The 20,759-nt window shown below is 66.4% G+C and carries 23 protein-coding genes, 1 pseudogene and 1 riboswitch; of the genes and pseudogenes, 7 read left to right on the top strand and 17 right to left on the bottom strand.

Features of this window, described 5'->3' with window-relative positions; genetic code table 11:
* Position 1: 1 nt before the first annotated feature.
* The 15 genes and pseudogenes from rpmC to rpsL all read right to left on the bottom strand — a co-directional run bounded on the left by rpmC (position 2) and on the right by rpsL (position 10,371).
* Positions 2-205, bottom strand: a complete 204-nt coding sequence (gene rpmC, locus Q9Q95_RS09030; RefSeq protein WP_306096153.1) for a 50S ribosomal protein L29 — start codon at positions 203-205, stop codon at positions 2-4.
* Positions 206-209: 4 nt separating this feature from the next.
* On the bottom strand, positions 210-641 hold the full coding sequence (gene rplP, locus Q9Q95_RS09025) for a 50S ribosomal protein L16 (RefSeq protein WP_306096150.1): 432 nt from the start codon (positions 639-641) through the stop codon (positions 210-212).
* A gap of 14 nt (positions 642-655) precedes the next feature.
* Positions 656-1,363, bottom strand: coding sequence for a 30S ribosomal protein S3 (rpsC, locus tag Q9Q95_RS09020; protein ID WP_306096148.1), 708 nt, complete (start codon positions 1,361-1,363; stop codon positions 656-658).
* Positions 1,363-1,740 carry a 50S ribosomal protein L22 gene (gene rplV, locus Q9Q95_RS09015; protein WP_306096146.1) on the bottom strand — a complete coding sequence of 126 codons (378 nt, stop codon included), beginning with the start codon at positions 1,738-1,740 and terminating at the stop codon, positions 1,363-1,365. Before rplV ends, rpsC begins: the two co-directional genes overlap by 1 nt.
* The gene (gene rpsS / locus Q9Q95_RS09010) at positions 1,740-2,015 is read right to left on the bottom strand and encodes a 30S ribosomal protein S19 (protein ID WP_029936458.1); all 276 of its coding nucleotides are present in this window, start codon (positions 2,013-2,015) and stop codon (positions 1,740-1,742) included. The genes rplV and rpsS overlap by 1 nt, the downstream gene beginning before the upstream one ends.
* Before the next feature lie 6 nt (positions 2,016-2,021).
* Complete coding sequence (gene rplB / locus Q9Q95_RS09005; RefSeq protein WP_306096138.1) at positions 2,022-2,873, bottom strand: 50S ribosomal protein L2; 852 nt, start codon at positions 2,871-2,873, stop codon at positions 2,022-2,024.
* The gene (locus Q9Q95_RS09000) at positions 2,873-3,193 is read right to left on the bottom strand and encodes a 50S ribosomal protein L23 (RefSeq protein ID WP_306096137.1); all 321 of its coding nucleotides are present in this window, start codon (positions 3,191-3,193) and stop codon (positions 2,873-2,875) included. Before Q9Q95_RS09000 ends, rplB begins: the two co-directional genes overlap by 1 nt.
* Complete coding sequence (gene rplD / locus Q9Q95_RS08995; RefSeq protein ID WP_306096135.1) at positions 3,186-3,815, bottom strand: 50S ribosomal protein L4; 630 nt, start codon at positions 3,813-3,815, stop codon at positions 3,186-3,188. Before rplD ends, Q9Q95_RS09000 begins: the two co-directional genes overlap by 8 nt.
* 2 nt (positions 3,816-3,817) lie before the next feature.
* The gene (rplC, locus tag Q9Q95_RS08990; RefSeq protein WP_306096132.1) at positions 3,818-4,576 is read right to left on the bottom strand and encodes a 50S ribosomal protein L3; all 759 of its coding nucleotides are present in this window, start codon (positions 4,574-4,576) and stop codon (positions 3,818-3,820) included.
* A gap of 276 nt (positions 4,577-4,852) precedes the next feature.
* Positions 4,853-5,164 carry a 30S ribosomal protein S10 gene (rpsJ, locus tag Q9Q95_RS08985; protein WP_010545719.1) on the bottom strand — a complete coding sequence of 104 codons (312 nt, stop codon included), beginning with the start codon at positions 5,162-5,164 and terminating at the stop codon, positions 4,853-4,855.
* Positions 5,165-5,417: 253 nt separating this feature from the next.
* Positions 5,418-5,642: pseudogene (locus Q9Q95_RS08980) on the bottom strand (GIY-YIG nuclease family protein); the annotation flags it as partial.
* 272 nt (positions 5,643-5,914) lie between these two features.
* Positions 5,915-7,111 (bottom strand): elongation factor Tu, encoded by a 1,197-nt coding sequence (gene tuf / locus Q9Q95_RS08975; RefSeq protein ID WP_306096118.1) that lies wholly within the window; start codon positions 7,109-7,111, stop codon positions 5,915-5,917.
* A 79-nt stretch (positions 7,112-7,190) separates the two neighbouring features.
* Positions 7,191-9,287, bottom strand: a complete 2,097-nt coding sequence (gene fusA, locus Q9Q95_RS08970; protein WP_306096116.1) for an elongation factor G — start codon at positions 9,285-9,287, stop codon at positions 7,191-7,193.
* A 187-nt stretch (positions 9,288-9,474) separates the two neighbouring features.
* Complete coding sequence (gene rpsG, locus Q9Q95_RS08965; protein ID WP_306096115.1) at positions 9,475-9,945, bottom strand: 30S ribosomal protein S7; 471 nt, start codon at positions 9,943-9,945, stop codon at positions 9,475-9,477.
* 54 nt (positions 9,946-9,999) lie between these two features.
* Positions 10,000-10,371 carry a 30S ribosomal protein S12 gene (rpsL, locus tag Q9Q95_RS08960; protein WP_029936467.1) on the bottom strand — a complete coding sequence of 124 codons (372 nt, stop codon included), beginning with the start codon at positions 10,369-10,371 and terminating at the stop codon, positions 10,000-10,002.
* Between the two features lie 298 nt (positions 10,372-10,669).
* Between rpsL and Q9Q95_RS08955 the strand changes: the two genes are divergently transcribed.
* Together Q9Q95_RS08955 and Q9Q95_RS08950 are read left to right on the top strand one after the other, a co-directional pair.
* Positions 10,670-11,278, top strand: a complete 609-nt coding sequence (locus Q9Q95_RS08955) for a hypothetical protein (protein ID WP_306096113.1) — start codon at positions 10,670-10,672, stop codon at positions 11,276-11,278.
* 4 nt (positions 11,279-11,282) lie between these two features.
* Positions 11,283-11,726: a polymer-forming cytoskeletal protein gene (locus tag Q9Q95_RS08950; protein WP_306096111.1), complete on the top strand. Its 444-nt coding sequence runs from the start codon at positions 11,283-11,285 to the stop codon at positions 11,724-11,726.
* A gap of 143 nt (positions 11,727-11,869) precedes the next feature.
* On the opposite strand, the gene Q9Q95_RS08945 is transcribed toward Q9Q95_RS08950, so the two are convergent.
* A complete protein-coding gene (locus Q9Q95_RS08945) occupies positions 11,870-12,457 on the bottom strand; it encodes a DUF4142 domain-containing protein (RefSeq protein ID WP_306096109.1) in 588 nt (195 codons plus the stop codon).
* A 75-nt stretch (positions 12,458-12,532) separates the two neighbouring features.
* The gene (locus tag Q9Q95_RS08940) at positions 12,533-13,846 is read right to left on the bottom strand and encodes a methyl-accepting chemotaxis protein (protein WP_306096107.1); all 1,314 of its coding nucleotides are present in this window, start codon (positions 13,844-13,846) and stop codon (positions 12,533-12,535) included.
* Between the two features lie 105 nt (positions 13,847-13,951).
* A riboswitch (cobalamin riboswitch) is annotated at positions 13,952-14,138 on the top strand.
* Positions 14,139-14,260: 122 nt separating this feature from the next.
* On the opposite strand from Q9Q95_RS08940, the gene Q9Q95_RS08935 reads away from it, so the two are divergent.
* The 5 genes from Q9Q95_RS08935 (at position 14,261) to Q9Q95_RS08915 (ending at position 20,722) form a co-directional block, all read left to right on the top strand.
* Positions 14,261-16,099, top strand: a complete 1,839-nt coding sequence (locus Q9Q95_RS08935) for a TonB-dependent siderophore receptor (protein WP_306096363.1) — start codon at positions 14,261-14,263, stop codon at positions 16,097-16,099.
* Positions 16,100-16,244: 145 nt separating this feature from the next.
* Positions 16,245-17,069 carry an ABC transporter substrate-binding protein gene (locus Q9Q95_RS08930; RefSeq protein WP_306096106.1) on the top strand — a complete coding sequence of 275 codons (825 nt, stop codon included), beginning with the start codon at positions 16,245-16,247 and terminating at the stop codon, positions 17,067-17,069.
* Between the two features lie 115 nt (positions 17,070-17,184).
* A complete protein-coding gene (locus Q9Q95_RS08925; RefSeq protein WP_306096104.1) occupies positions 17,185-18,156 on the top strand; it encodes an iron ABC transporter permease in 972 nt (323 codons plus the stop codon).
* A complete protein-coding gene (locus tag Q9Q95_RS08920; RefSeq protein WP_306096102.1) occupies positions 18,147-18,926 on the top strand; it encodes an ABC transporter ATP-binding protein in 780 nt (259 codons plus the stop codon). The genes Q9Q95_RS08925 and Q9Q95_RS08920 overlap by 10 nt, the downstream gene beginning before the upstream one ends.
* A 266-nt stretch (positions 18,927-19,192) precedes the next feature.
* Positions 19,193-20,722 carry a CoA-acylating methylmalonate-semialdehyde dehydrogenase gene (locus Q9Q95_RS08915; RefSeq protein WP_306096100.1) on the top strand — a complete coding sequence of 510 codons (1,530 nt, stop codon included), beginning with the start codon at positions 19,193-19,195 and terminating at the stop codon, positions 20,720-20,722.
* Positions 20,723-20,759 lie beyond the last annotated feature (37 nt).

Here is a 20,759-nt window from a genome sequence, read left to right as displayed (position 1 = left end):
CTTACTTCGCATCCGAGCGCGCACGCTCGGTCTGCAGCGTCTTGATGCGCGCGATGTCGCGACGGACTTCCTTGACCCGGCTCGGCTTCTCGAGCTGGCTGGTCGCGGCCTGGAAGCGCAGGTTGAATGCCTCGCGCTTCAGGTTGCCGAGCTCTTCGCCCAGCTGGTCGTCGGTCTTCGCACGAAGATCGGTTGGCTTGGTCATTCTATCAACCCTCCAGGTGCGAGGTGTCGCCGAGACGGGCAACAACCTTGACCTTGATCGGCAGCTTCATCGCCGCGCGCTCGAACGCTTCCGCTGCGAGCGGGCCGGGAACGCCGTCCAGCTCGAACAGGATGCGGCCGGGCTTGACGCGGGCTGCCCAATATTCCGGCGAACCCTTGCCCGAGCCCATGCGGACTTCGGCCGGCTTCGACGACACGGGAACGTCCGGGAAGATGCGGATCCACAAGCGCCCCTGGCGCTTGATGTGGCGCGTGATCGCGCGGCGGGCCGCCTCGATCTGACGCGCGGTGATCCGATCCGGCTCCATCGCCTTCAGGCCGTAGGACCCGAAGTTGAGCGAGGTGCCGCCCTTGGCGTCGCCGGAAATCCGGCCCTTGAACGCCTTGCGGAACTTGGTGCGCTTCGGTTGCAGCATTTCTCTCTACTCCCTTAGCGACGATCGTCGCGCGCGGGGCGCACGCCGGAGGTCTGGGCCTCCATGTTGAGCCGGTCCTGCGCCATGGGATCGTGGCCGAGGATCTCGCCCTTGAAGATCCAGACCTTGACGCCGCACACGCCATAAGCGGTGTGGGCCTCGGCCTCGGCGTAGTCGAGGTTGGCGCGCAGCGTGTGCAGCGGCACCCGGCCTTCGCGATAGCCTTCCGAACGCGCGATCTCGGCGCCGCCGAGACGGCCGCCACATGCGACGCGGATACCGTCAGCGCCCAGACGCATCGCCGACTGAACGGCGCGCTTCATGGCGCGACGGAACGCGATGCGGCGCTCCAGCTGATCGGCGATGCCCTGCGCGACGAGCTTGGCGTCGACTTCGGGCTTGCGGATCTCGACGATGTTCAGCGACACGTCGGACGAGGTCATCGCGCCGAGCGTCTTGCGCAGCTTCTCGATGTCCGAGCCCTTCTTGCCGATGATCACACCGGGACGGGCCGCATAGATCGACACGCGGCACAGCTTGGCCGGGCGCTCGATCACCACCTTGGAGATCGCGGCCTGGGGCAGCGTCTTCAGGATGTACTTGCGGATCTTGAGGTCCTCGATGAGGAGACGGCCGTAATCGGCGCCCTCGGCGAACCAGCGGCTGTCCCAGGTGCGGTTGATCTGGAGACGCAGACCGATCGGGTTGCTCTTGTGACCCATTATGCTTCTTCCTGCTCGCGGACGACGATGCGAAGACGGCTGAACGGCTTCAGGATGCGGGTGGACTTGCCACGGCCGCGGGTCGCGAAACGCTTCATCGTGATCGACTTGCCGACCGAGGCCTCGGCGACGACGAGCGCGTCGACGTCGAGGTTGTGGTTGTTTTCCGCATTGGCGATGGCCGAGGCCAGCACCTTGCGCGCGTCGACCGCCATCGCCTTGGTGGAGAACTGAAGGATGTTCAGCGCCTCACCGGCCTTGCGGCCGCGGATGAGGCCCGCGACGAGGTTCAGCTTCTGGGCCGAACCGCGGATCTGGGTTGCAACCGCCAGCGCTTCCTTGTCGCCGACCTTGCGGGGTGCCTGGGGCTTGGACATTAGCGCTTACCCTTCTTGTCGGCAGCGTGGCCGGGGAAGAAGCGGGTCGGAGCGAACTCGCCCAGCTTCATGCCGACCATGTCTTCGTTGACCGACACCGGCACGAACTTGCGGCCGTTATAGACGCTGAAGGTCAGGCCGACGAAGTCGGGGAGGATCGTCGAGCGGCGCGACCAGGTCTTGATCGGCGCACGCGCGTTGGTCTCCTGCGCGGTCTGCGCCTTCTTCAGGAGGTGGAGGTCCACGAAAGGACCCTTCCAGACGGAACGAGCCATGAGCGGTTAGCCCTTCTTCTTGGCGTGACGCGAACGGATGATCATCTTGTCCGTCGCCTTGTTGTGGCGGGTGCGCGCACCCTTGGTCGGCTTGCCCCACGGGGTGACCGGATGACGGCCGCCCGAGGTCCGGCCTTCACCACCGCCGTGCGGATGGTCGACCGGGTTCTTCGCGACACCGCGCGTCAGCGGGCGGATGCCCTTCCAGCGATTGCGGCCGGCCTTGCCGAGATTCTGGTTCTGGTTGTCGGGGTTCGACACCGCACCAACCGTCGCCATGCAGTTCGCATGGATGTAACGCTGCTCGCCCGAGTTGAGGCGGACGATGACCATGCCGCGGTCACGACCGACGACCTGGACATAGGTGCCTGCCGAACGGGCGATCTGACCGCCCTTGCCCGGCTTCATCTCCACGTTGTGGACGATGGTGCCGACCGGCATCGAGCCCAGCTCCATGGCGTTGCCCGGCTTCACGTCGGTCTTCTTGCCGGCGATCACCTTGTCGCCGACAGCGAGGCGCTGCGGCGCGATGATGTAGGCGACGCGGTCCTTGCCGTTCGCATCGGCGCCGTAGTTGATCAGCGCGATGAAGGCGGTGCGATTGGGATCGTACTCGATCCGCTCGACGGTGCCCTCGGCATCCCACAGCCGGCGCTTGAAATCGACGATGCGATAGCGCTGCTTGTGCCCGCCGGCGATGCCGCGCGAGGTCACGTGGCCCTTGTTGTTGCGACCGCCGGTCTTGGTCTTGCCCTCGGTGAGCGCCTTGACCGGACGACCCTTGTACAGGCTCGAACGGTCGATCAGGATCAGGCCGCGGACGCCAGGCGACGTCGGGTTATAATTCTTGAGTGCCATTACGAATTGACCCCCGAGGTCACGTCGATCTGCTCACCGTCGGCGAGCGTCACGATTGCCTTCTTCATGTCGGAGCGCTTGTAGGGAGCACCCTTCCAGCGCTTGGTCTTGCCCTTCTGGACGATCGTGTTGACGCCGGTCACCTTGACGTTCCAGAGCGCCTCGACGGCGGCCTTGATCTCAGGCTTGGTGGCGTCGCCGGCGACCTTGAACACAACGGCGTTGTGCTCGGAGACGAGCGTCGACTTCTCGGTGATGTGCGGCGCGACGATCACGTCATAATGACGGTTGTCGATCGCGTCCTTCTGCTTCTTAGCCATTGAAGCGCGCCTCCAGCTTCTCGACGGCAGCGCGGGTCAGGACCAGCGTGTCGCTCTTCAGGATGTCGTAGACGTTGGCGCCCTGGGCCGGCAGCACGTTGACCGTGTGCAGGTTGCCGGCGGCCAGCGCGAAGCTGTTCTCGACGGCGTCGCCGTCGATCACCAGCGTCTTCTTGCCGAAGTTCAGCGTCTCGAGGCTGCCGAGCAGCGTCTTGGTCTTGCTGTCGGCAACCGTCAGGCTGTCCATGACGATCAGCGAGCCGGCCTTGGCATGGCTCGAAAGCGCCATCTTGAGGCCGAGCGCGCGGATCTTCTTGTTCAGCGACGGATTGAAGTCGCGGACGCGGGCGCCGTGCGCCTTACCACCGCCGATGAACACCGGAGCGCGGCGATCGCCGTGACGGGCGGTACCGCCACCCTTCTGGCGACCGAACTTCTTGCCGGTGCGGGCGACGTCGGCGCGCTCGCGCGTGCCACGTGCCGTCTCGCGGCGCTTCTCGAGCTGCCAGGTGACGACCCGATGCAGGATGTCGGCGCGCGGATCGAGGCCGAAGACCTCGTCGTTGAGCTCGATGTCCGCGGCCTTCGCCTTGGCGTCGAAGGATTGAACCTTGACCTTCACGTTCAGCCCTCCTGGCCTTCGGTCGCCTCGGGAGCCTCGACCGTGTCGGCCGGGGTTTCCGCGGGGGCGGCGTCGTTGTTGTTGGCAACCTGCTTGAGGCCGGCCGGGAACGGCGCGTCCGCATGGCGGTCGACCTTGACGGCGTCCTTGACGAACAGCCAGCCACCCTTCGAGCCAGGGACCGAGCCCTTGACGAAGATCAGGCCGCGCTCGACGTCGGTGCCGACGATCTCGAGATTCTGCTGGGTGCGATACTTGTCGCCCATGTGGCCGGCCATCTTCTTGTTCTTGAAGACCTTGCCCGGATCCTGGCGCTGACCGGTCGAACCGAGCGAACGGTGCGAGACCGAGACGCCGTGGGTGGCGCGCAGACCGCCGAAGCCCCAGCGCTTCATGCCGCCCTGGAAGCCCTTGCCCTGGGTCTTGCCCTGGATGTCGACGAACTGGCCGGCGACATAATGGTCGGCCGAAATTTCGGCGCCCACTTCGAGCAGGCCGTCGGCGTCGACGCGGAACTCGTGGACCACCGCCTTGGGCTCGACTTCGGCCTTGCCGAAGTGGCCGCGCTGCGGCTTGGAAACGTTCTTGCTCTTCGCCGAGCCGGCGCCGAGCTGGACGGCGGTGTAGCCGTCACGATCTTGTTCGCGAACCGAGACGACCTGAACGCCTTCGAGTGCCAGAACGGTGACCGGCACGTGGCGGCCGTCGTCCTGGAACAGGCGGGTCATCCCCAACTTCTTCGCGATCACGCCAGTGCGCATGATCTTATGCTCCTATGCATAGGCACCCTCGGGACCATTCCCTCGGGTGCGTGCCTCAACCCAAAATTCGATGCGAGCCCCCGTCTGGGCTGAGTTTCCACCAGAAGGCGGAAACGACGGGGGACGCAGACCCGGGCAAGCCCGGCGGTATCCCATCTCGTAGTTGAGTGCGCCTTGGCGCTCTCGTGTTCCTTGCGTTGGATCGAGATCGATCCGGTCGAGGAACCAGCGAATCTCCTTAGCGGAGAATCGCGAATCTCACGTGGAGGCGGCGCATTACGCCAGCTTGATCTCCACGTCAACGCCGGCGGCGAGGTCGAGCTTCATCAGCGCGTCGACCGTCTGCGGGGTCGGCTGAACGATGTCGAGCATGCGCTTGTAGGTGCGCGTCTCGAACTGCTCGCGCGACTTCTTGTCGATGTGCGGGCCGCGGTTGACGGTGAACTTGTCGATGTGCGTGGGCAGCGGGATCGGACCACGGATGAGAGCGCCGGTGCGACGCGCGGTGTCGGCGATGTCGCCGGCAGCCTGGTCGAGCACGCGATGATCGAACGCCTTCAGGCGAATGCGGATATTCTGCGTTTCCATGGGTCCTACCGATGCGAAAGAGCGGGCCCCGTAATCGAGGCTCTTGCTGTGTTGAACGAAACTGAGGCGCGGCCCCTACACGGGGAAGCGATTCGGATCAAGGGGTTGGCGCGTGAAATCTGCGCCCGACCTCCCCTTCTGCGTCACCCTGGGCTCGACCCGCGGTCCAGCTCTTTCCTCCGACGCCTTCAAGGAACGTGTCGGCTAAATCTCGCCACTCGGGATTGGCTCGCTCGATCAGTGCGAATTTCTACTCCCGTCGCCACCGCTTGACGCGCTTCTCGTGGGCGATCGCGTCGATGATATCCGGAGCGTGCTCCGCCCAGACGAGTCGGTCGAGACCATAGCGCCTGCAGAAGTCCGAACCGTCGCCGGTGCGATGCTGGTGCACTCGTGCGGCCAGGTTCGCCGTGACGCCCGTGTACATCCCGCCACGGTAGCGGTCCGCCATGATATAGACCCACCCGCCCTGCTCCATCGCTGCAGGACAGAAGAAGCGGGTGCTTCGGTCAAGAGGTTATGGAGGCAAGGTCCACGTCGGCGGCACCCCTAGGTCAGCACAAGCCGTTCAACTCTTCGTCATCCCGGCCTTGAGCCGGGATCCCGCTTCTTCAACCGCATCGATCAAGCGGGACCCCGGCTCAAGGCCGGGGTGACGAGGAAGGATTGCGAACGCGACCCCACAAACGAAAAGCCCGGCCTCCGCTGGGGGAGACCGGGCTCTTCGAACCTTACCCTAAAGGGCGAAGCTTACTTCTGGATCTCGGCGACGACGCCTGCACCGACGGTGCGGCCGCCTTCGCGGATCGTGAAGCGCTGACCGACGTCCATGGCGATCGGCGCGATGAGCTTGATGCCCAGTGCGACGTTGTCGCCCGGCATCACCATCTCGGTGCCTTCCGGCAGCTCGATCGTGCCGGTGACGTCGGTGGTGCGGAAGTAGAACTGCGGGCGATAATTGGCGAAGAACGGCGTGTGACGGCCACCCTCGTCCTTCGACAGCACGTACACTTCCGACTTGAAGTCGGTGTGCGGCTTGATCGAACCCGGCTTGGCGAGAACCTGGCCACGCTCGACTTCTTCACGGCCGACGCCGCGGATCAGCGCGCCGATATTGTCGCCGGCCTGGCCCTGATCGAGCAGCTTGCGGAACATCTCGACGCCGGTGACGGTGGTCTTGCGGACCGACTCCTGGATGCCGACGATCTCGACTTCCTCGCCGACCTTGACGATGCCGGTCTCGACGCGGCCGGTGACCACGGTGCCGCGACCCGAGATCGAGAACACGTCCTCGATCGGCATCATGAACGGCTTGTCGAGCGGGCGCTCGGGCTGCGGGATCGACTCGTCGACTGCCGACATGAGCGCGAGGATCGCGTCCTTGCCGAGCTTGTCGTCCGAACCCGAAAGCGCGGCGGTCGCCGAACCACGGATGATCGGAATGTTGTCGCCGTCGAACTCGCGCTTGCTGAGCTCTTCGCGGATTTCCATCTCGACCAGCTCGAGGATTTCCTCGTCGTCGACCAGATCGACCTTGTTGAGGAACACGACCATCGTCGGCACGCCGACCTGGCGGGCGAGCAGGATGTGCTCCTTGGTCTGCGGCATCGGGCCGTCGGTGGCGGCGACCACGAGGATCGCGCCGTCCATCTGCGCGGCGCCGGTGATCATGTTCTTCACATAGTCGGCGTGGCCCGGGCAATCGACGTGCGCATAGTGGCGCGCAGTGGTCTCATACTCGACGTGCGCGGTCGAGATCGTGATGCCGCGCTCGCGCTCTTCCGGCGCCTTGTCGATGTTGGCGAAGTCGACGGCCGCGTTGCCCGCGACGTTCTCCGCCAGAATCTTGGTGATCGCGGCGGTCAGCGAGGTCTTGCCGTGATCGACGTGACCGATGGTGCCGATGTTGAGGTGCGGCTTGTTCCGCTCAAACTTTGCCTTCGCCATTGTTTTCCTACCTTCTAGATCAATTTCGCGGCCGGTCAGGGCGCCACGCGAACGCGGCCCCTTAACGACTCATTTCAGGTTACGCCAGCTTCGCCTTCACTTCGTCGGCCACATTCGCGGGCACTTCGTCGTAATGCGAGAACTGCATGCTGTACTGCGCGCGGCCCTGGGTGAACGAGCGGAGCGCGTTCACATAGCCGAACATGTTCGCCAGCGGGACCATCGCGTCCACCGTCTGCGCGTTGCCGCGGGTGTCGGTGCCCTGGATCTGGCCACGGCGGCTGTTCATGTCGCCGATGACGTCGCCCAGATAATCCTCCGGAGTGACGACCTCGACCTTCATGATCGGCTCGAGCAGCTTGATGCCCGACTTCTGGGCCGCTTCGCGCATGGCGCCGCGGGCACAGATTTCGAACGCCAGCGCCGACGAGTCGACGTCGTGATACGCACCGTCGTACAGCAGGACCTCGAAGTCGATGATCGGGAAGCCGACCAGCGACCCGGTCTCCGCGGTCTCGCGGAAGCCCTTCTCGATCGCGGGGATATATTCCTTCGGAATGTTGCCGCCCTTGATCTCGTCCTTGAAGACGAAGCCCGAACCGCGCTCGCCCGGCGTGAGCTTGACCTTCACGCGACCGAACTGGCCGGTACCGCCCGACTGCTTCTTGTGCGTGTAGTCGATGTCGACCGGCTTCGCGAGATACTCGCGATACGCCACCTGCGGCGCGCCGACATTGGCCTCGACCTTGAACTCGCGCTTCATGCGGTCGACCAGGATCTCGAGATGGAGCTCGCCCATGCCCTTGATGATGGTCTGGCCGCTCTCGGCGTCCGAAGTCACGCGGAACGACGGGTCCTCGCGCGCCAGGCGATTCAGGGCGACGCCCATCTTCTCCTGGTCGGCCTTGGTCTTCGGCTCGACCGACAGCTCGATCACCGGCTCGGGGAACTCCATCCGCTCGAGGATGATCGGCGCGTTGATCGCGCAGAGCGTGTCCCCGGTGGTGGTGTCCTTGAGACCCGCCAGCGCCACGATGTCGCCGGCATAGGCCACCTGGATGTCCTCGCGCTCGTTCGCATGCATCAGCAGCATGCGGCCGACCTTTTCCTTCTTGTCCTTGACCGAGTTGGTCACCTGCGACGCGGTCTCGAGCTTGCCCGAATAGATGCGTGCGAAGGTCAGCGTGCCGACGAACGGATCGTTCATGATCTTGAACGCGAGCGCCGAGAACGGCTCGGTGTCCGACGACGGACGCTCGTCCGGAGTCTCCCCGTCGAGCAGCACGCCCTTGATCGCGGGAACGTCGAGCGGCGAAGGCAGATAGTCGACCACGGCGTCGAGCAAAGGCTGGACGCCCTTGTTCTTGAACGCCGAGCCGCACACCACCGGCACGAACGCCATCGAAAGCGTGCCCTTGCGGATCAGCTTCTTGAGATCGGCGACCGACGGCTCATTGCCCTCGAGATACGCCTCCATCAGGTCGTCGTCCTGCTCGACGGCCATTTCGATCAGCTCGCTGCGGTACTTGGCAGCCTTTTCGACCATGTCCTCGGGGATGTCCTGATAGACGAACTTCGCGCCGAGGCTCTCTTCGAGCCAGATGATCGCGCGGTTCTCGACCAGATCGACGAGGCCCTTGAAGCCGCCTTCGATGCCGATCGGCAGATACAGCACGGCCGGGCGCGCGCCGAGGCGCTCGATGATCGAGTTGACGCAGAAATAGAAGTCGGCGCCGGTGCGGTCGAGCTTGTTGACGAAGCACATCCGCGGCACGCCGTATTTGTCGGCCTGGCGCCACACGGTCTCCGACTGCGGCTCGACGCCGGCAACGCCGTCGAAGCAGGCGACCGCACCGTCGAGCACGCGCAGCGAACGCTCGACTTCGATGGTGAAGTCGACGTGGCCGGGGGTGTCGATGATGTTGATCAGATGCTCGTCGCCCTTGCCCTCTTCGGCGCGCCACTTGCACGTCGTGGCGGCGGACGTGATCGTGATCCCGCGCTCCTGCTCCTGCTCCATCCAGTCCATCGTCGCGGTGCCTTCATGCACTTCGCCGATCTTGTAGGACTTGCCGGTGTAATAGAGGATGCGCTCGGTCGTCGTCGTCTTGCCGGCGTCGATGTGCGCCATGATGCCGATATTGCGATAACGCTCGAGCGGATGGCTGCGGGCCATGATGTTCACTCCTGTGCCGACGGGCGGCGGGCTAAAATTTGCGAGGGACTTACACCCTCATCCGTTCGCGCGGGCGCCGGACCGAATCCGAAGGCGCCTCTCGGTCGCGAGACCGCCCCTCGACAAGCTCGGGGCGAACGGTAATTGGGGTGAGAGCCGAAACTCCCACCCCATGTAGGTACGAAAATTACCAGCGGTAGTGGCTGAAGGCGCGGTTCGCTTCGGCCATACGATGGGTGTCTTCGCGCTTCTTCACCGCGTTGCCGCGATTGTTCGAGGCGTCCAGCAGCTCGCCCGAGAGGCGGGCCGACATGGTGTGCTCGCTGCGGTTGCGCGCAGACGAGATCAGCCAGCGGATCGCAAGTGCCTGGGCACGCTCCGGGCGGACCTCGACGGGAACCTGGTAGGTCGCACCGCCGACGCGGCGCGAACGGACCTCGATGCCCGGCTTGATGTTGTTGAGCGCGTCATGGAACACGCCGATCGGCTCGCGCTTGGCGCGCTGCTCGACGGTTTCGAGCGCCGAATAGACGATGTTCTCGGCGACGGACTTCTTGCCGTCCAGCATCACCGAGTTCATGAACTTCGAAAGGACCTCATCCCCGTACACGGGATCAGGCAGGATTTCCCGCTTTTCGGGACGACGACGACGAGCCATCTGATATCTTCCTTCTAAACTTCAGCCGTGAATGGCGGGCATAAGCCGGCCGGCTTACTTCGGACGCTTGGCGCCGTACTTGGAACGCGACTGGCGACGATCCTTGACACCCTGCGTATCGAGCACGCCGCGAAGGACGTGGTACCGAACGCCGGGAAGATCGCGCACGCGGCCGCCGCGGATCAGGACCACCGAGTGCTCCTGAAGATTGTGGCCCTCGCCCGGAATGTACGAAATGACTTCGCGCTGGTTGGTCAGGCGGACCTTCGCAACCTTGCGAAGTGCCGAGTTCGGCTTCTTCGGGGTCGTGGTGTAGACACGGGTGCAGACGCCGCGCTTCTGCGGGTTCTGCTCCATCGCAGGGACCTTCGACTTGGCCTTCTGCGGTTCGCGGCCCTTGCGGACCAGCTGGTTGATCGTTGGCATGAAGCCCTTCACCTTTGCGTTACCGGATGATCCGGCGGTTACTTTGCTGGAGCCCAGATTCTTCTCGAAAAATCAAATCTCTATAGAATACGAAAAGGCCCCGGGTGTCTGCGACCCCCCGGGCCATTGCGTCTCCAGCAACGTTCAGCTCTTTGTTCCCCGAGTCTTGCGGCCACCAGGACCCTCGCGGAACGGGGGCGCCTATAGCTGCGCAGGCATGCGGGGTCAATGGGCGCGCAATGGGGACGCACCGGGGATAACGGTGCGTCAACGCATCGCGCGCTAAAGCGCATGCCACATGCTTCTACAATCTGGATATGGCGCCGTCATCCGGCCGATCCCCGCCCGGCTGGCGCCGGCGCTGCTGGCATTGGCGGCGACCTTGCTGTCCGGCGCGATCGCGCTGCCGTTTGCGCCGCGCTGGCACTGGTTCGAATCGGCGGCGCTGCTGCCGGTGATCGGACTCGTCTTCGCGAGCGCTGCCGGGCTCCTCGCCTGCCATCTCGCGCTGCTGAGCGTCGCCCCGCGCCCGTCCCGGCTCGCGAGCGCGCTGCCCGCCGCGCTGATCGCCGGGGCGCTGCCCGGGCTCGGAGCGGCCGCATTGCTCGTGCCGGCGATGCTTGCGGCATATGCGGCCTTCCGCGGCCCGGCGCGAAAGCCGGCGCTATGTGGGCTCGGCGGCGCGACCCTCGCGCTCTTCGGGGCAGGGCTGCACGGCCCGATCCTTCCCCTCGCCGGATCGCTCGCGATGCTCGCCGCGGCGACGCTGCTGATTCGCCGCGCCGCGCGTCCGGCGGTGAACGACAACGTCCACAACGCGCCGTTCACTGCGTTTTGGAGGCTGCCCGAAGACCCCCTTCGTGCTAGGCAGCCCGCCCGGACTTCGAGTCCCGTCTTGGGGGAGTGAGCTTGTGTTTAGCAACAAGGGTCGCGACGAACGGACTTCGCCTTCGGGCCAGACCAATGGCCGCGGGCGCGGCATGTTTTCGGTGATCGGCCCCGACATGATGGTGACCGGCAATGTCCGCGCGACCGCCGATCTCCATATCGACGGCGGCATCGAAGGCGATGTGCATTGCGGCAACCTGGTCCAGGGATCGGAGAGCCGGATCCAGGGCGGAGTTACTGCCGAGACCGCGCGGATCGCCGGCTCGATCGAAGGCAGCGTCCGCGTCAAGCATCTGACCGTCGAGCGCTCGGCCCGAATCATCGGCGATGTCGAATATGAAGACATCACCATCGAGAATGGCGGCCATGTCGATGGACGGCTCAAGCGCACCGGCGGCGACGCGGCGGTGACCGGGCCGCGCGCGGTGCCGAAACTGACGTCGCCCGAGCACGAACAAGCGGCCTAGCCTGTCTCGATACTTGTACTCCTGCGAAAGCAGGAGCCCAAGGCCGCAGGCGACATCTTCCGTAACTCTGGGCTCCTGCTTTCGCAGGAGCACGGACGAGAAGAGGCGCGGCCAGCAACAGATCGCGCCTCTGGAAAACCGGCTCAGAGCGCCTTGATTTTGGTCAGATGCGCCTGGACGACCTTCTCGGCCTCGCCCGCGAACTTCTTGAGCTCGGGAACGTCGCCGCTCGCGGCATAGTCCTTGACCGCCGCCAGCGCCTTTTCGTGCGCCGCGACCTGCTGGGTCTTGTAGAGTGCGTCGAACGCCGCGCCGTCGGCCGCGCGCAGCGCCTCGAGATTGGCTTCCTGCTCGGTATTGAGCGCAGGGCTCGGCGTGATTGCCGGGCTCGCCTTGGCGCCGGCCGCCTTGAGCTTGTCGGTCGACGCAGTGTGGTGCTCGACCATCAGCTTGCCGAAGTCCTTGAACTTCTGATCGTGTGCCTTTTCCTGCGCGAGCTTGCCGGCCTCGATTTCGAACCAGTCGCTCGCGCCGACATCGTTGGCGAATTTCTGGCCGGGTGACGCGACCGCGTCGGCGGCAACTACGTTATCGGCGGCATTGACGTCCGCGGGCGTGTCCAGGCCGGTCACATTGTCCGTCGTGACGGTGTTGGTGGCAGTCTCGTTGCCGCCGCACGCGGCGAGCGCGAGGGCCGGGGCGAGCCCCAGGATCAGATGATGCTTCTTCATGGCAAGGCGTCCTCCTCGGGGACCCACAACGCCGCCCTCGCGCCAGTGTTCCGCTTTCTCAATGGGATGCGCCGGTCAGGCAGCCCGCAGTTCGGCGAGAAAGCCCTGCAACTCCGCGGAGAGCGCTGCCGCGCCGTCGTGCAGCCTCGCGGCGACGCCGCGCATTCCGCTCGCACTGGCAGAGGCCGCGCTCGACGCCTCGCCGATCGCCTCGACGTCGTGGCGGATCGCAGTGCTCGCGCCGACCGCTTCCTCGACATTGCGCGCGATCATGTGAGTCGCCGTCTCCTGCGCGACGACCGCCATCTGCACGCCGCCGGCAAGGTCGACCATTGCCGCGATCGCCTCCTCGACCTGCCCGTGCCCCGCAGTGACGTCGTCGATCCCGCGGCGGATCTCGTCGACATGCGCGGCGATCCGGCCCGCCGCCACGCCGGTCTGGTTGGACAGCTGCTTCACTTCATTGGCCACCACGGTAAAGCCGCGGCCTGCCGCTCCGGCCCGCGCCGCCTCGATCGTCGCGTTGAGTGCCAGCAAATTGACCTGGCCCGCGATGTCGCTGATCAGCCCGATCACCGAATCGATCCGTTGCGCCGCGCGGTGCAGTTCGCGGGTGCGGGCACTGCCGGCGCGGACCAGCTCGGAAACCTTGCCCGCGGCCGCTTCGGCGGCTTCGGTATTCCGCTCGACCCGGACCAGTGCGGTGGCCAGCTCGCGTCCGCGCGCGGCGATCTCGCGCATACTGTCGCTGGTCTGCGATGCCGCCGAGGCGACGGCAACGGCGCGGCTGCCGACCTCGCCGGCGCGCTCCGCGCTGGCGGCGGCGCCCTGCTGCAGCTCCGCCGACAGATTGCCCAGCGCCTTGGCGAGCGACGCCACCTCGCCTTCGAAACGCTCGCTGGCGCGCTCGATCCGCTCGGCGCGGGCGATGCGGGCGGCGGCGCTGCTCCGCTCATATTCGGCGGCGAGATGGAGCAGCCGGCGATTGCCGATCACCGCGGCGAGCCGGCCGTTCCGGGTCAGGATCATGCCCTCGCTGCCGTTGGCCGCGCGATAGGTGTGGATCAACGTGCCGATATCGGCGGCGATCTCCGCCACCGGGCAGGCGCGGACGTGGCGCACCACGCCATGGCCGAAATAGGGATTGCGCAGCAGCGCGTGCCCGAACGGATTGAGCAGCAGCCGCCGTACGTCCTTCTCGAAGATCGCGCCGACCGGGCGATGCGCGGCATCCACCACGGGCATCAGCCGCAGATCGATGTCCGAATTGAACAGATCGACGGCCTTGAACAGCGAATCCTCGAGCGTCAGCCACGGCGGATCGGCTTCGGTGCCGGTGAGCCAGCCCGGATTTTCCGGTTGCGGGCGAAGAGATGGTGCGACCTTCATGCCGTCCGTGCCTAGGCGCGGTTGGTAAAGACGAGCTTCACCGTTGGTTACACCTGCGTGACAAGTGGAATTTTTTCGCAGTTGCAGCGAACCCATGCGCCGCGTAGAGATCGGGCCGTGACGGGTGTCCCCGCAAGGGGATGAAAATGGGAACTCGGTTCGAACCCGAGGCTGCCCCCGCAACTGTAACCGGCGAGCGTTCGTGCCATCGTGCCACTGGAGACATCCGGGAAGGCGGCGCGCACCTGTTGACCCGGGAGCCAGGAGACCTGCCCGTCGCGGTCGATTCCTTTGCGCGGGCGGGGTGCACCGGGCGAACGGGGAGCCTGTCTCCTCGTGTGAGCGACACCGTAAACCGGGTCGCCGCGCCAGCTCCATCGGCGAGACGACCCCAGACAAGGGTGTCTTGCCGTGATGAAGTTCAAGCTGTTTCTATTGGCCTCCGCCGCACTGCTGCCGGCGGTGGCGCATGCCCAGTCGCAAGAGGATGACGAGATCGTCGTCGTCGCATCGGGCGTCGAGCAGGAAGCCGGGACCACCGGCCGCTCGATCACCGTGCTCGACCGCGCCACGATCGAGACCCGCCAGACCGTGTCCCTCTCCGATCTGCTCGCCACCACGCCGGGGGTGACGTCCACCCGCAACGGCGGCCCGGGGGGGATCACCGCGGTGCGCATCCGCGGGGCCGAGGACGCGCAGACTTTGGTGCTGATCGACGGCGTCCGCGCCAACGATCCCTCCGCCCCCGCCGGCGCGTTCGACTTCGGCAATCTGCTGACCAGCTCGATCGAGCGCGTCGAGGTGCTGCGCGGGCCCAATTCGGTGATCTGGGGCAGCCAGGCGCTGGGCGGCGTGGTCAACATCGTCACCCAGAGGTCGGTCGACGGGATCACGGCGCGCGCAAATGCCGAATATGGCTATGCCGATCAGATCTCGGCCAATGCCGCGATCGCGGCGGGCAACGACAAGCTCCAGGGCGCGCTGACCGGCGGCTGGTTCCGCACCGACGGCGTCTCGCAGGCCGCGTCCGGCACCGAGGCCGACGGCTATCGCCAATATAATGCCAGCGGCCGGCTGCGCTACGAGTTCGCGCCGGGCGTCGGCGTCGACCTGCGGGGCTATTATGCCGATTCGCGTCTCGAGATCGACGGCTTCCCTGCCCCGACCTACAGCTTCGCCGACACCGACGAATATTCGACCGCGCAGGAGCTGTACGGCTATGCCGGGCTGTTCGCCGATATCGGCCCGGTGGCGAACCGGATCGCCTTCACCATCGCCGACATCAACCGCGACGGCTATGATCCGGCGATCGGCAGCGCGCCGGCCTATCTCTATCGCGGCCGGAGCGAACGCTACGAATATCGCGGCGACGCGAAGCTGATCGACCAGCTCCGCCTGACCTTCGGCGCCGAGCGCGAGAACCTGCGCTTCCATGACGGCGCCGACACCTATCGCGCCGACATCACCAGCTTCTACGGCCAGGCGATCGTCACCCCGGTCGAGCAGGTGTCGATCACCGCGGGCGTGCGCAACGACGATCACAGCCGCTTCGGCGCTCACACAAGCTGGGGCGCCAATTTCGCGGTGCGGCCGCTCGACGGCACCTTGCTCCGCGCCAGCTATGGCGAGGGCTTCAAGGCGCCGACCCTCTATCAGCTGTTCGCGCCCTTCTACGGCACCGACACGCTCCAGCCCGAGACCGCGAAGAGCTGGGAAGTCGGGGTCGAGCAGAGCGCGCTGAACGGCGCGGCGAAGCTCGGCGTGACCTGGTTCCATCGCGACACGCGCAACCAGATCGACTTCGATCTGGTGAGCTTCACCTATGCCAATATCGCGCGCGCCCGCGCCGAGGGCGTCGAGGTCGAGCTCGTGCTGCGGCCGGCAAGCGCGTTTACCGTCACCGCCAACTATACCTATACCGACACCGAGAATCGCTCGGCGGGGTTCGAAGGCAATCAGCTGGCACGCCGTCCGCAGGACACCGCCAGCCTCTCGGCCGATTACCGCCTGCCGTTCGGGCTTTCGCTGGGGGGGACGGTGACGATCGTCGGGGACAGCTTCAACGACCAGGGCAATTTTACCCGGATCGACGGCTTCGCGCTCGGCAGCATCCGCGCCGAAATGCCGATCGGCGACCGTTTCGCGCTCTACGGCCGGGTCGAGAACCTGACCGACGAGAAGTATGAAGTCGTGTCGGGCTACGGCACCTATGGCCGCGCGGCCTATGGCGGCGTGCGGATCAAGTTCGACTGATGTCCCTGCCCTTCATCGTCACCCCGGACTTGTTCCGAGGTCCACCGCACGGGCAGGTGAAAGCGGGGCGGATCCAGCCGCGCCCTCACCGTCAGGCCGCCTGGTGGATGCCGGAACAAGTCCGGCATGACGAAGAGGGCGAAGGATGAAACGCGCCGCGCTTCTGTGCCTGCTAGCATCGGGATGCGCGGCGCAACCTTCCGCGAAGGGCGGCGGGATCGTCTCGCTCAATCCGTGCGCCGACGCGATACTGGTCGAGCTGGTGCCGCACGACCGGATCGCCGCGATCAGCCATTATTCGCGCGATCCGGCAGCGTCCTCGATCGATCCCGTCGTGGCGCGCCGCCTGCCGGTCAACAACGGCACCGCCGAAGAGGTCATCGCGCTGCGCCCCGATCTCGCGATCATCGATAGTTTCACTTCGATCTCGACGCGCGAAGCGTTCGCGCGCGCCGGGGTGAAGACGCTCACGCTCGGCTGGGCGAGCAATATCGCCGACAGCAAGGCGCAGATCCGCGATCTCGCCGCAGCGCTCGACGCGAGACCCGCGGGCGAGGCGATGGTCGCCAGGATCGACCGCGCGGTCGCCGCGGCGCACACCGATCGCCCCCTCGTCCCGGCTTTGCTGTGGATCGGCGGCAACACCGTCTCGGGCAGCGGCACCCTGCTCGACGAGATGATGGTCAAAGCCGGCTTCAGCGACCATGCAGCGCATTATGGACTGCAGGGCACCGGCTATCTCCCGATCGAGCATGTCGTGGCGGACCCGCCGCAAGTGATGCTGGTCCCCGATTCCATAGGTCGCGACCCGGATTCGCGCGCCGCACAGATGCGCGGCTGGGCGCTCGCCCGCTCGGGGGCACGAGTCCATCAGGCGCGGTTCGAGCGCAGCCTCGTCAATTGCGGCGGCCCGGTGATCGCGCGGGCGATGACACGGCTGGCGCAGGTACGGCGCGAGGTGGGGAAATGATCAAGATCGGCTCACCCTCGCCCTTCCCACTCGGCTGTGCCGAGCGGGCCCCCTCCCTCTCCCATTGGGAGAGGGAGGGAGGCGCGGAGCGCCGGAAGGGTGAGGGTGAGCCGAAGTGAACCGCCCTCTCCTCCTCGCTATCCTCATCACCCTCGTCGCCCTGCTGTTCGCCGGCGCGCTGATGGCCGGCAAGATCTGGGTGCCGCCTGCCGTGTGGTTCTCCGGCGACGCGCGCTGGTGGATCCTCGCCGAGCTGCGCCTGCCCCGCGCGATCCTCGGTCTCGCGATCGGCGCCGCGCTCGGCCTCACCGGCGCAGTGCTGCAAGGCTATCTGCGCAATCCGCTCGCCGACCCCGCGGTGGTTGGCGTCTCTTCCTCGGCGGCATTGGGCGCGGTCGCCGCGATCGTGATCTTCGCCGCGAGCGCTCCACTGGTCATCTTCGCCGCCGCGATGCTCGCCGCGTGCGGATCGATGCTGCTGCTCGCCGGGCTGGCGTGGCGCGCCGACAGCCAGATCGCCTTCATCCTCGCCGGCACCGTGCTCGCCAGCCTCGCCGGCGCGCTCACTGCCTTTCTCATCTCGATCGCCCCCAATCCCTTCGCCACCGCAGAGATCATCGACTGGATCATGGGGGCGCTCACCGATCGCAGCTTCGCCGAGGTCCGGCTGGCGCTGCCCTTCATCGCGATCGGCTGCCTGCTGCTGCTGTTCACCGGCCGCGCGCTCGACGCACTCACGCTGGGCGAGGCAGCCGCACGTTCGCTCGGCATCCGCCTCCAGCGCACCCAATTGCTGATCGTGCTCGGTGCGGGTCTCGCGGTCGGCGCCAGCGTCGCGGTGACCGGAGTGGTCGGATTCGTCGGGCTGATCGTCCCGCACCTGCTGCGCCCGCTGACCGGCGCCAAGCCCTCGGCATTGCTCCTCCCCAGCGCGCTCGGCGGCGCCGCATTGGTCCTCGCCGCCGACAGCCTCGTCCGGCTCGGCCCCGGCGCGTCGGAGATCCGGCTCGGCGTCGCGATGGCCTTGCTCGGCACGCCGTTCTTCTTTCTGCTCCTGCTCAAGATGCGGCGCTCGGCATGGAGCTGAGCGTCACCGACCTCGCGGTCAGCCTCGGCAACCGCCGCGTGCTCAACCGCGTCACCGCCGCTTTTCAGCCGGGCCGCGTCACTGCGATCCTCGGCGCCAATGGCTCGGGCAAATCGACTCTGGTCAGGACGCTCGCCGGCCTGCTCGACGCCGATGCCGGCCATGTCCGCCTCGGCACCCGCCAGATCGCCCGGATCGAGCCGCGCGAGCGCGCCCGGCTGATCGGCTATCTGCCGCAGGATTCGACGGTCCACTGGAACCTCGCGGTCCGTGAACTCGTCGCGCTGGGCCGCCTGCCGCATCGCTCGCCCTTCGCGGGAATCTCGCAGGAGGACGCGATGGCAATCGGCGCGGCGATGGCGGCGACCGACACCCACCCCCTCGCCGATCGCGGCGCCGACCAGCTCTCCGGCGGCGAACGCGCCCGCGTCCTGCTCGCGCGCGTCCTTGCCGGCGAACCGCAATGGCTGCTCGCCGACGAGCCGCTCGCCAGCCTCGATCCGGTCCACCAGCTCGCTTTGCTCGACCAGCTCCGCGCGCTCGCCGCCACCGGCATGGGCGTGGTCATCGTCCTGCACGACCTGATCCAGGCCGCCCGCGCCGCCGACGACGTGCTGCTGCTCAAGGCCGGCGAAGTGGTGGCGTTCGGCCCCGCCGCCGAAGCGCTCGCGCACCAGCCGCTGCGCGAAGCGTTCGGGGTCGAGGTGATGATCGTCCCCGACGAGCAAGGCCGGCTATTGCCCGTGCCTATCGGGCGGAGCAAGGTCTGACGGGGTTTCCCCTTGTCACCTTCGTCACCCCGGACTTGTTCCGGGGTCCACCGCACCACTAGCGATCCCGCCCGAGGCCTCTGCCTTCGCTGGCCGCACGCGGTGCTGGCTCGCGACATTTTCAATGCGGATGTGCGCGGCCCGGTGCACCCCGGCACAAGGCCGGGGTGACGGCTTATGGATGGGGCTGACAGCGGAACCTCGCTGTGCCATTGCGCAATAAAATTACACGACGAGTCGGGCTCGCGCCCGCCGCAGGAGAGTTTATGCGCACGATCGACCATCTCATCGCGGGGAATCCGGGTGGCGGCGCGGGTCGCCAGTCCGACGTGTTCGATCCCAATACCGGCCAGGTCCAGGCCCGCGTCTCGCTGGGCACCAAAGCCGATCTCGACCGCGCCGTCGCCGCCGCGCAGGCGGCCCAGCCGGCATGGGCCGCGACCAATCCGCAGCGCCGCGCCCGCGTGATGTTCAGATTCAAGGAGCTGGTCGAAGCGAATATCGACGCGCTCGCGCATCTGCTCTCGTCGGAGCACGGCAAGGTCATCGCCGACTCGAAGGGTGACATCCAGCGCGGGCTCGAAGTGATCGAATTCGCCTGCGGCATCCCGCACGTCCTCAAGGGCGAATATACCCAAGGCGCCGGCCCCGGCATCGACGTCTATTCGATGCGCCAGCCGCTCGGCATCGGCGCCGGCATCACCCCGTTCAACTTCCCCGCGATGATTCCGCTCTGGATGTCGGGCGTCGCGATCGCCTGCGGCAATGCCTTCCTGCTCAAGCCCTCCGAGCGCGACCCGTCGGTCCCCGTTCGCCTCGCCGAATTGATGCGCGAAGCCGGCCTCCCTGAGGGCATCCTCCAGGTTGTCCATGGCGACAAGGAAATGGTCGACGCGATCCTCGATCATCCCGCGATCAGCGCGGTGAGCTTCGTCGGCTCGTCCGACATCGCCCATTATGTCTATCGCCGCGGCGTAGACGCCGGAAAGCGCGTTCAGGCGATGGGCGGCGCCAAGAATCACGGCATTGTCATGCCCGATGCCGATCTCGACCAGGTCGTCGCCGATCTCTCGGGCGCCGCGTTCGGCTCGGCCGGCGAGCGCTGCATGGCGCTGCCGGTGGTGGTCCCGGTCGGCGACAAGACCGCCGACGCGCTCCGCGCCAAACTGATCCCCGCGATCGAGAAGCTCCGCGTCGGCGTCTCGACCGACGCGGACGCGCATTACGGCCCGGTCGTCAACGCCGCGCACAAGGCCCGCGTCGAGAAGTGGATCCAGACCGGGGTCGACGAAGGCGCCGAGTTGGTCGTCGACGGCCGCGGCTTCCAGTTGCAGGGGCACGAGCAGGGCTTCTTCATCGGCCCCTCGCTGTTCGACCGCGTCACGCCGCAAATGGAATCCTACAAGGAAGAGATTTTCGGACCGGTCCTTCAGATCGTCCGCGCCCCCGATTTCGAGACCGCTTTGCGCCTGCCGAGCGAGCATCAGTACGGCAACGGCGTCGCGATCTTCACCCGCAACGGCCACGCCGCGCGCGAATTCGCGGCGCGGGTCAATGTCGGAATGGTCGGGATCAACGTGCCGATTCCGGTACCCGTCGCCTATCACAGCTTCGGCGGCTGGAAGCGCAGCGCGTTCGGCGACATCAACCAGCACGGCATGGAGGGCGTCCGCTTCTGGACCAAGACCAAGACCGTTACCCAGCGCTGGCCCGACGGCTCGGCGCTTCCGGGCGGCAGCGAGGATGGCGGCCCGTCGCGTATCCAGGACGCGTTCGTCATCCCGACGATGGGATGAGCCGCGGATCGACCTTGCGCCGCGCGGCGTTGGCTGC

This window comes from Sphingomonas sp. DG1-23 (assembly GCF_030730875.1).
In the GTDB taxonomy this organism is placed as follows: Bacteria; Pseudomonadota; Alphaproteobacteria; order Sphingomonadales; family Sphingomonadaceae; genus Sphingomonas.
The sequence above is the reverse complement of the archived record's forward strand: the minus strand, read 5'-3'. Positions and strand labels throughout refer to the sequence as shown.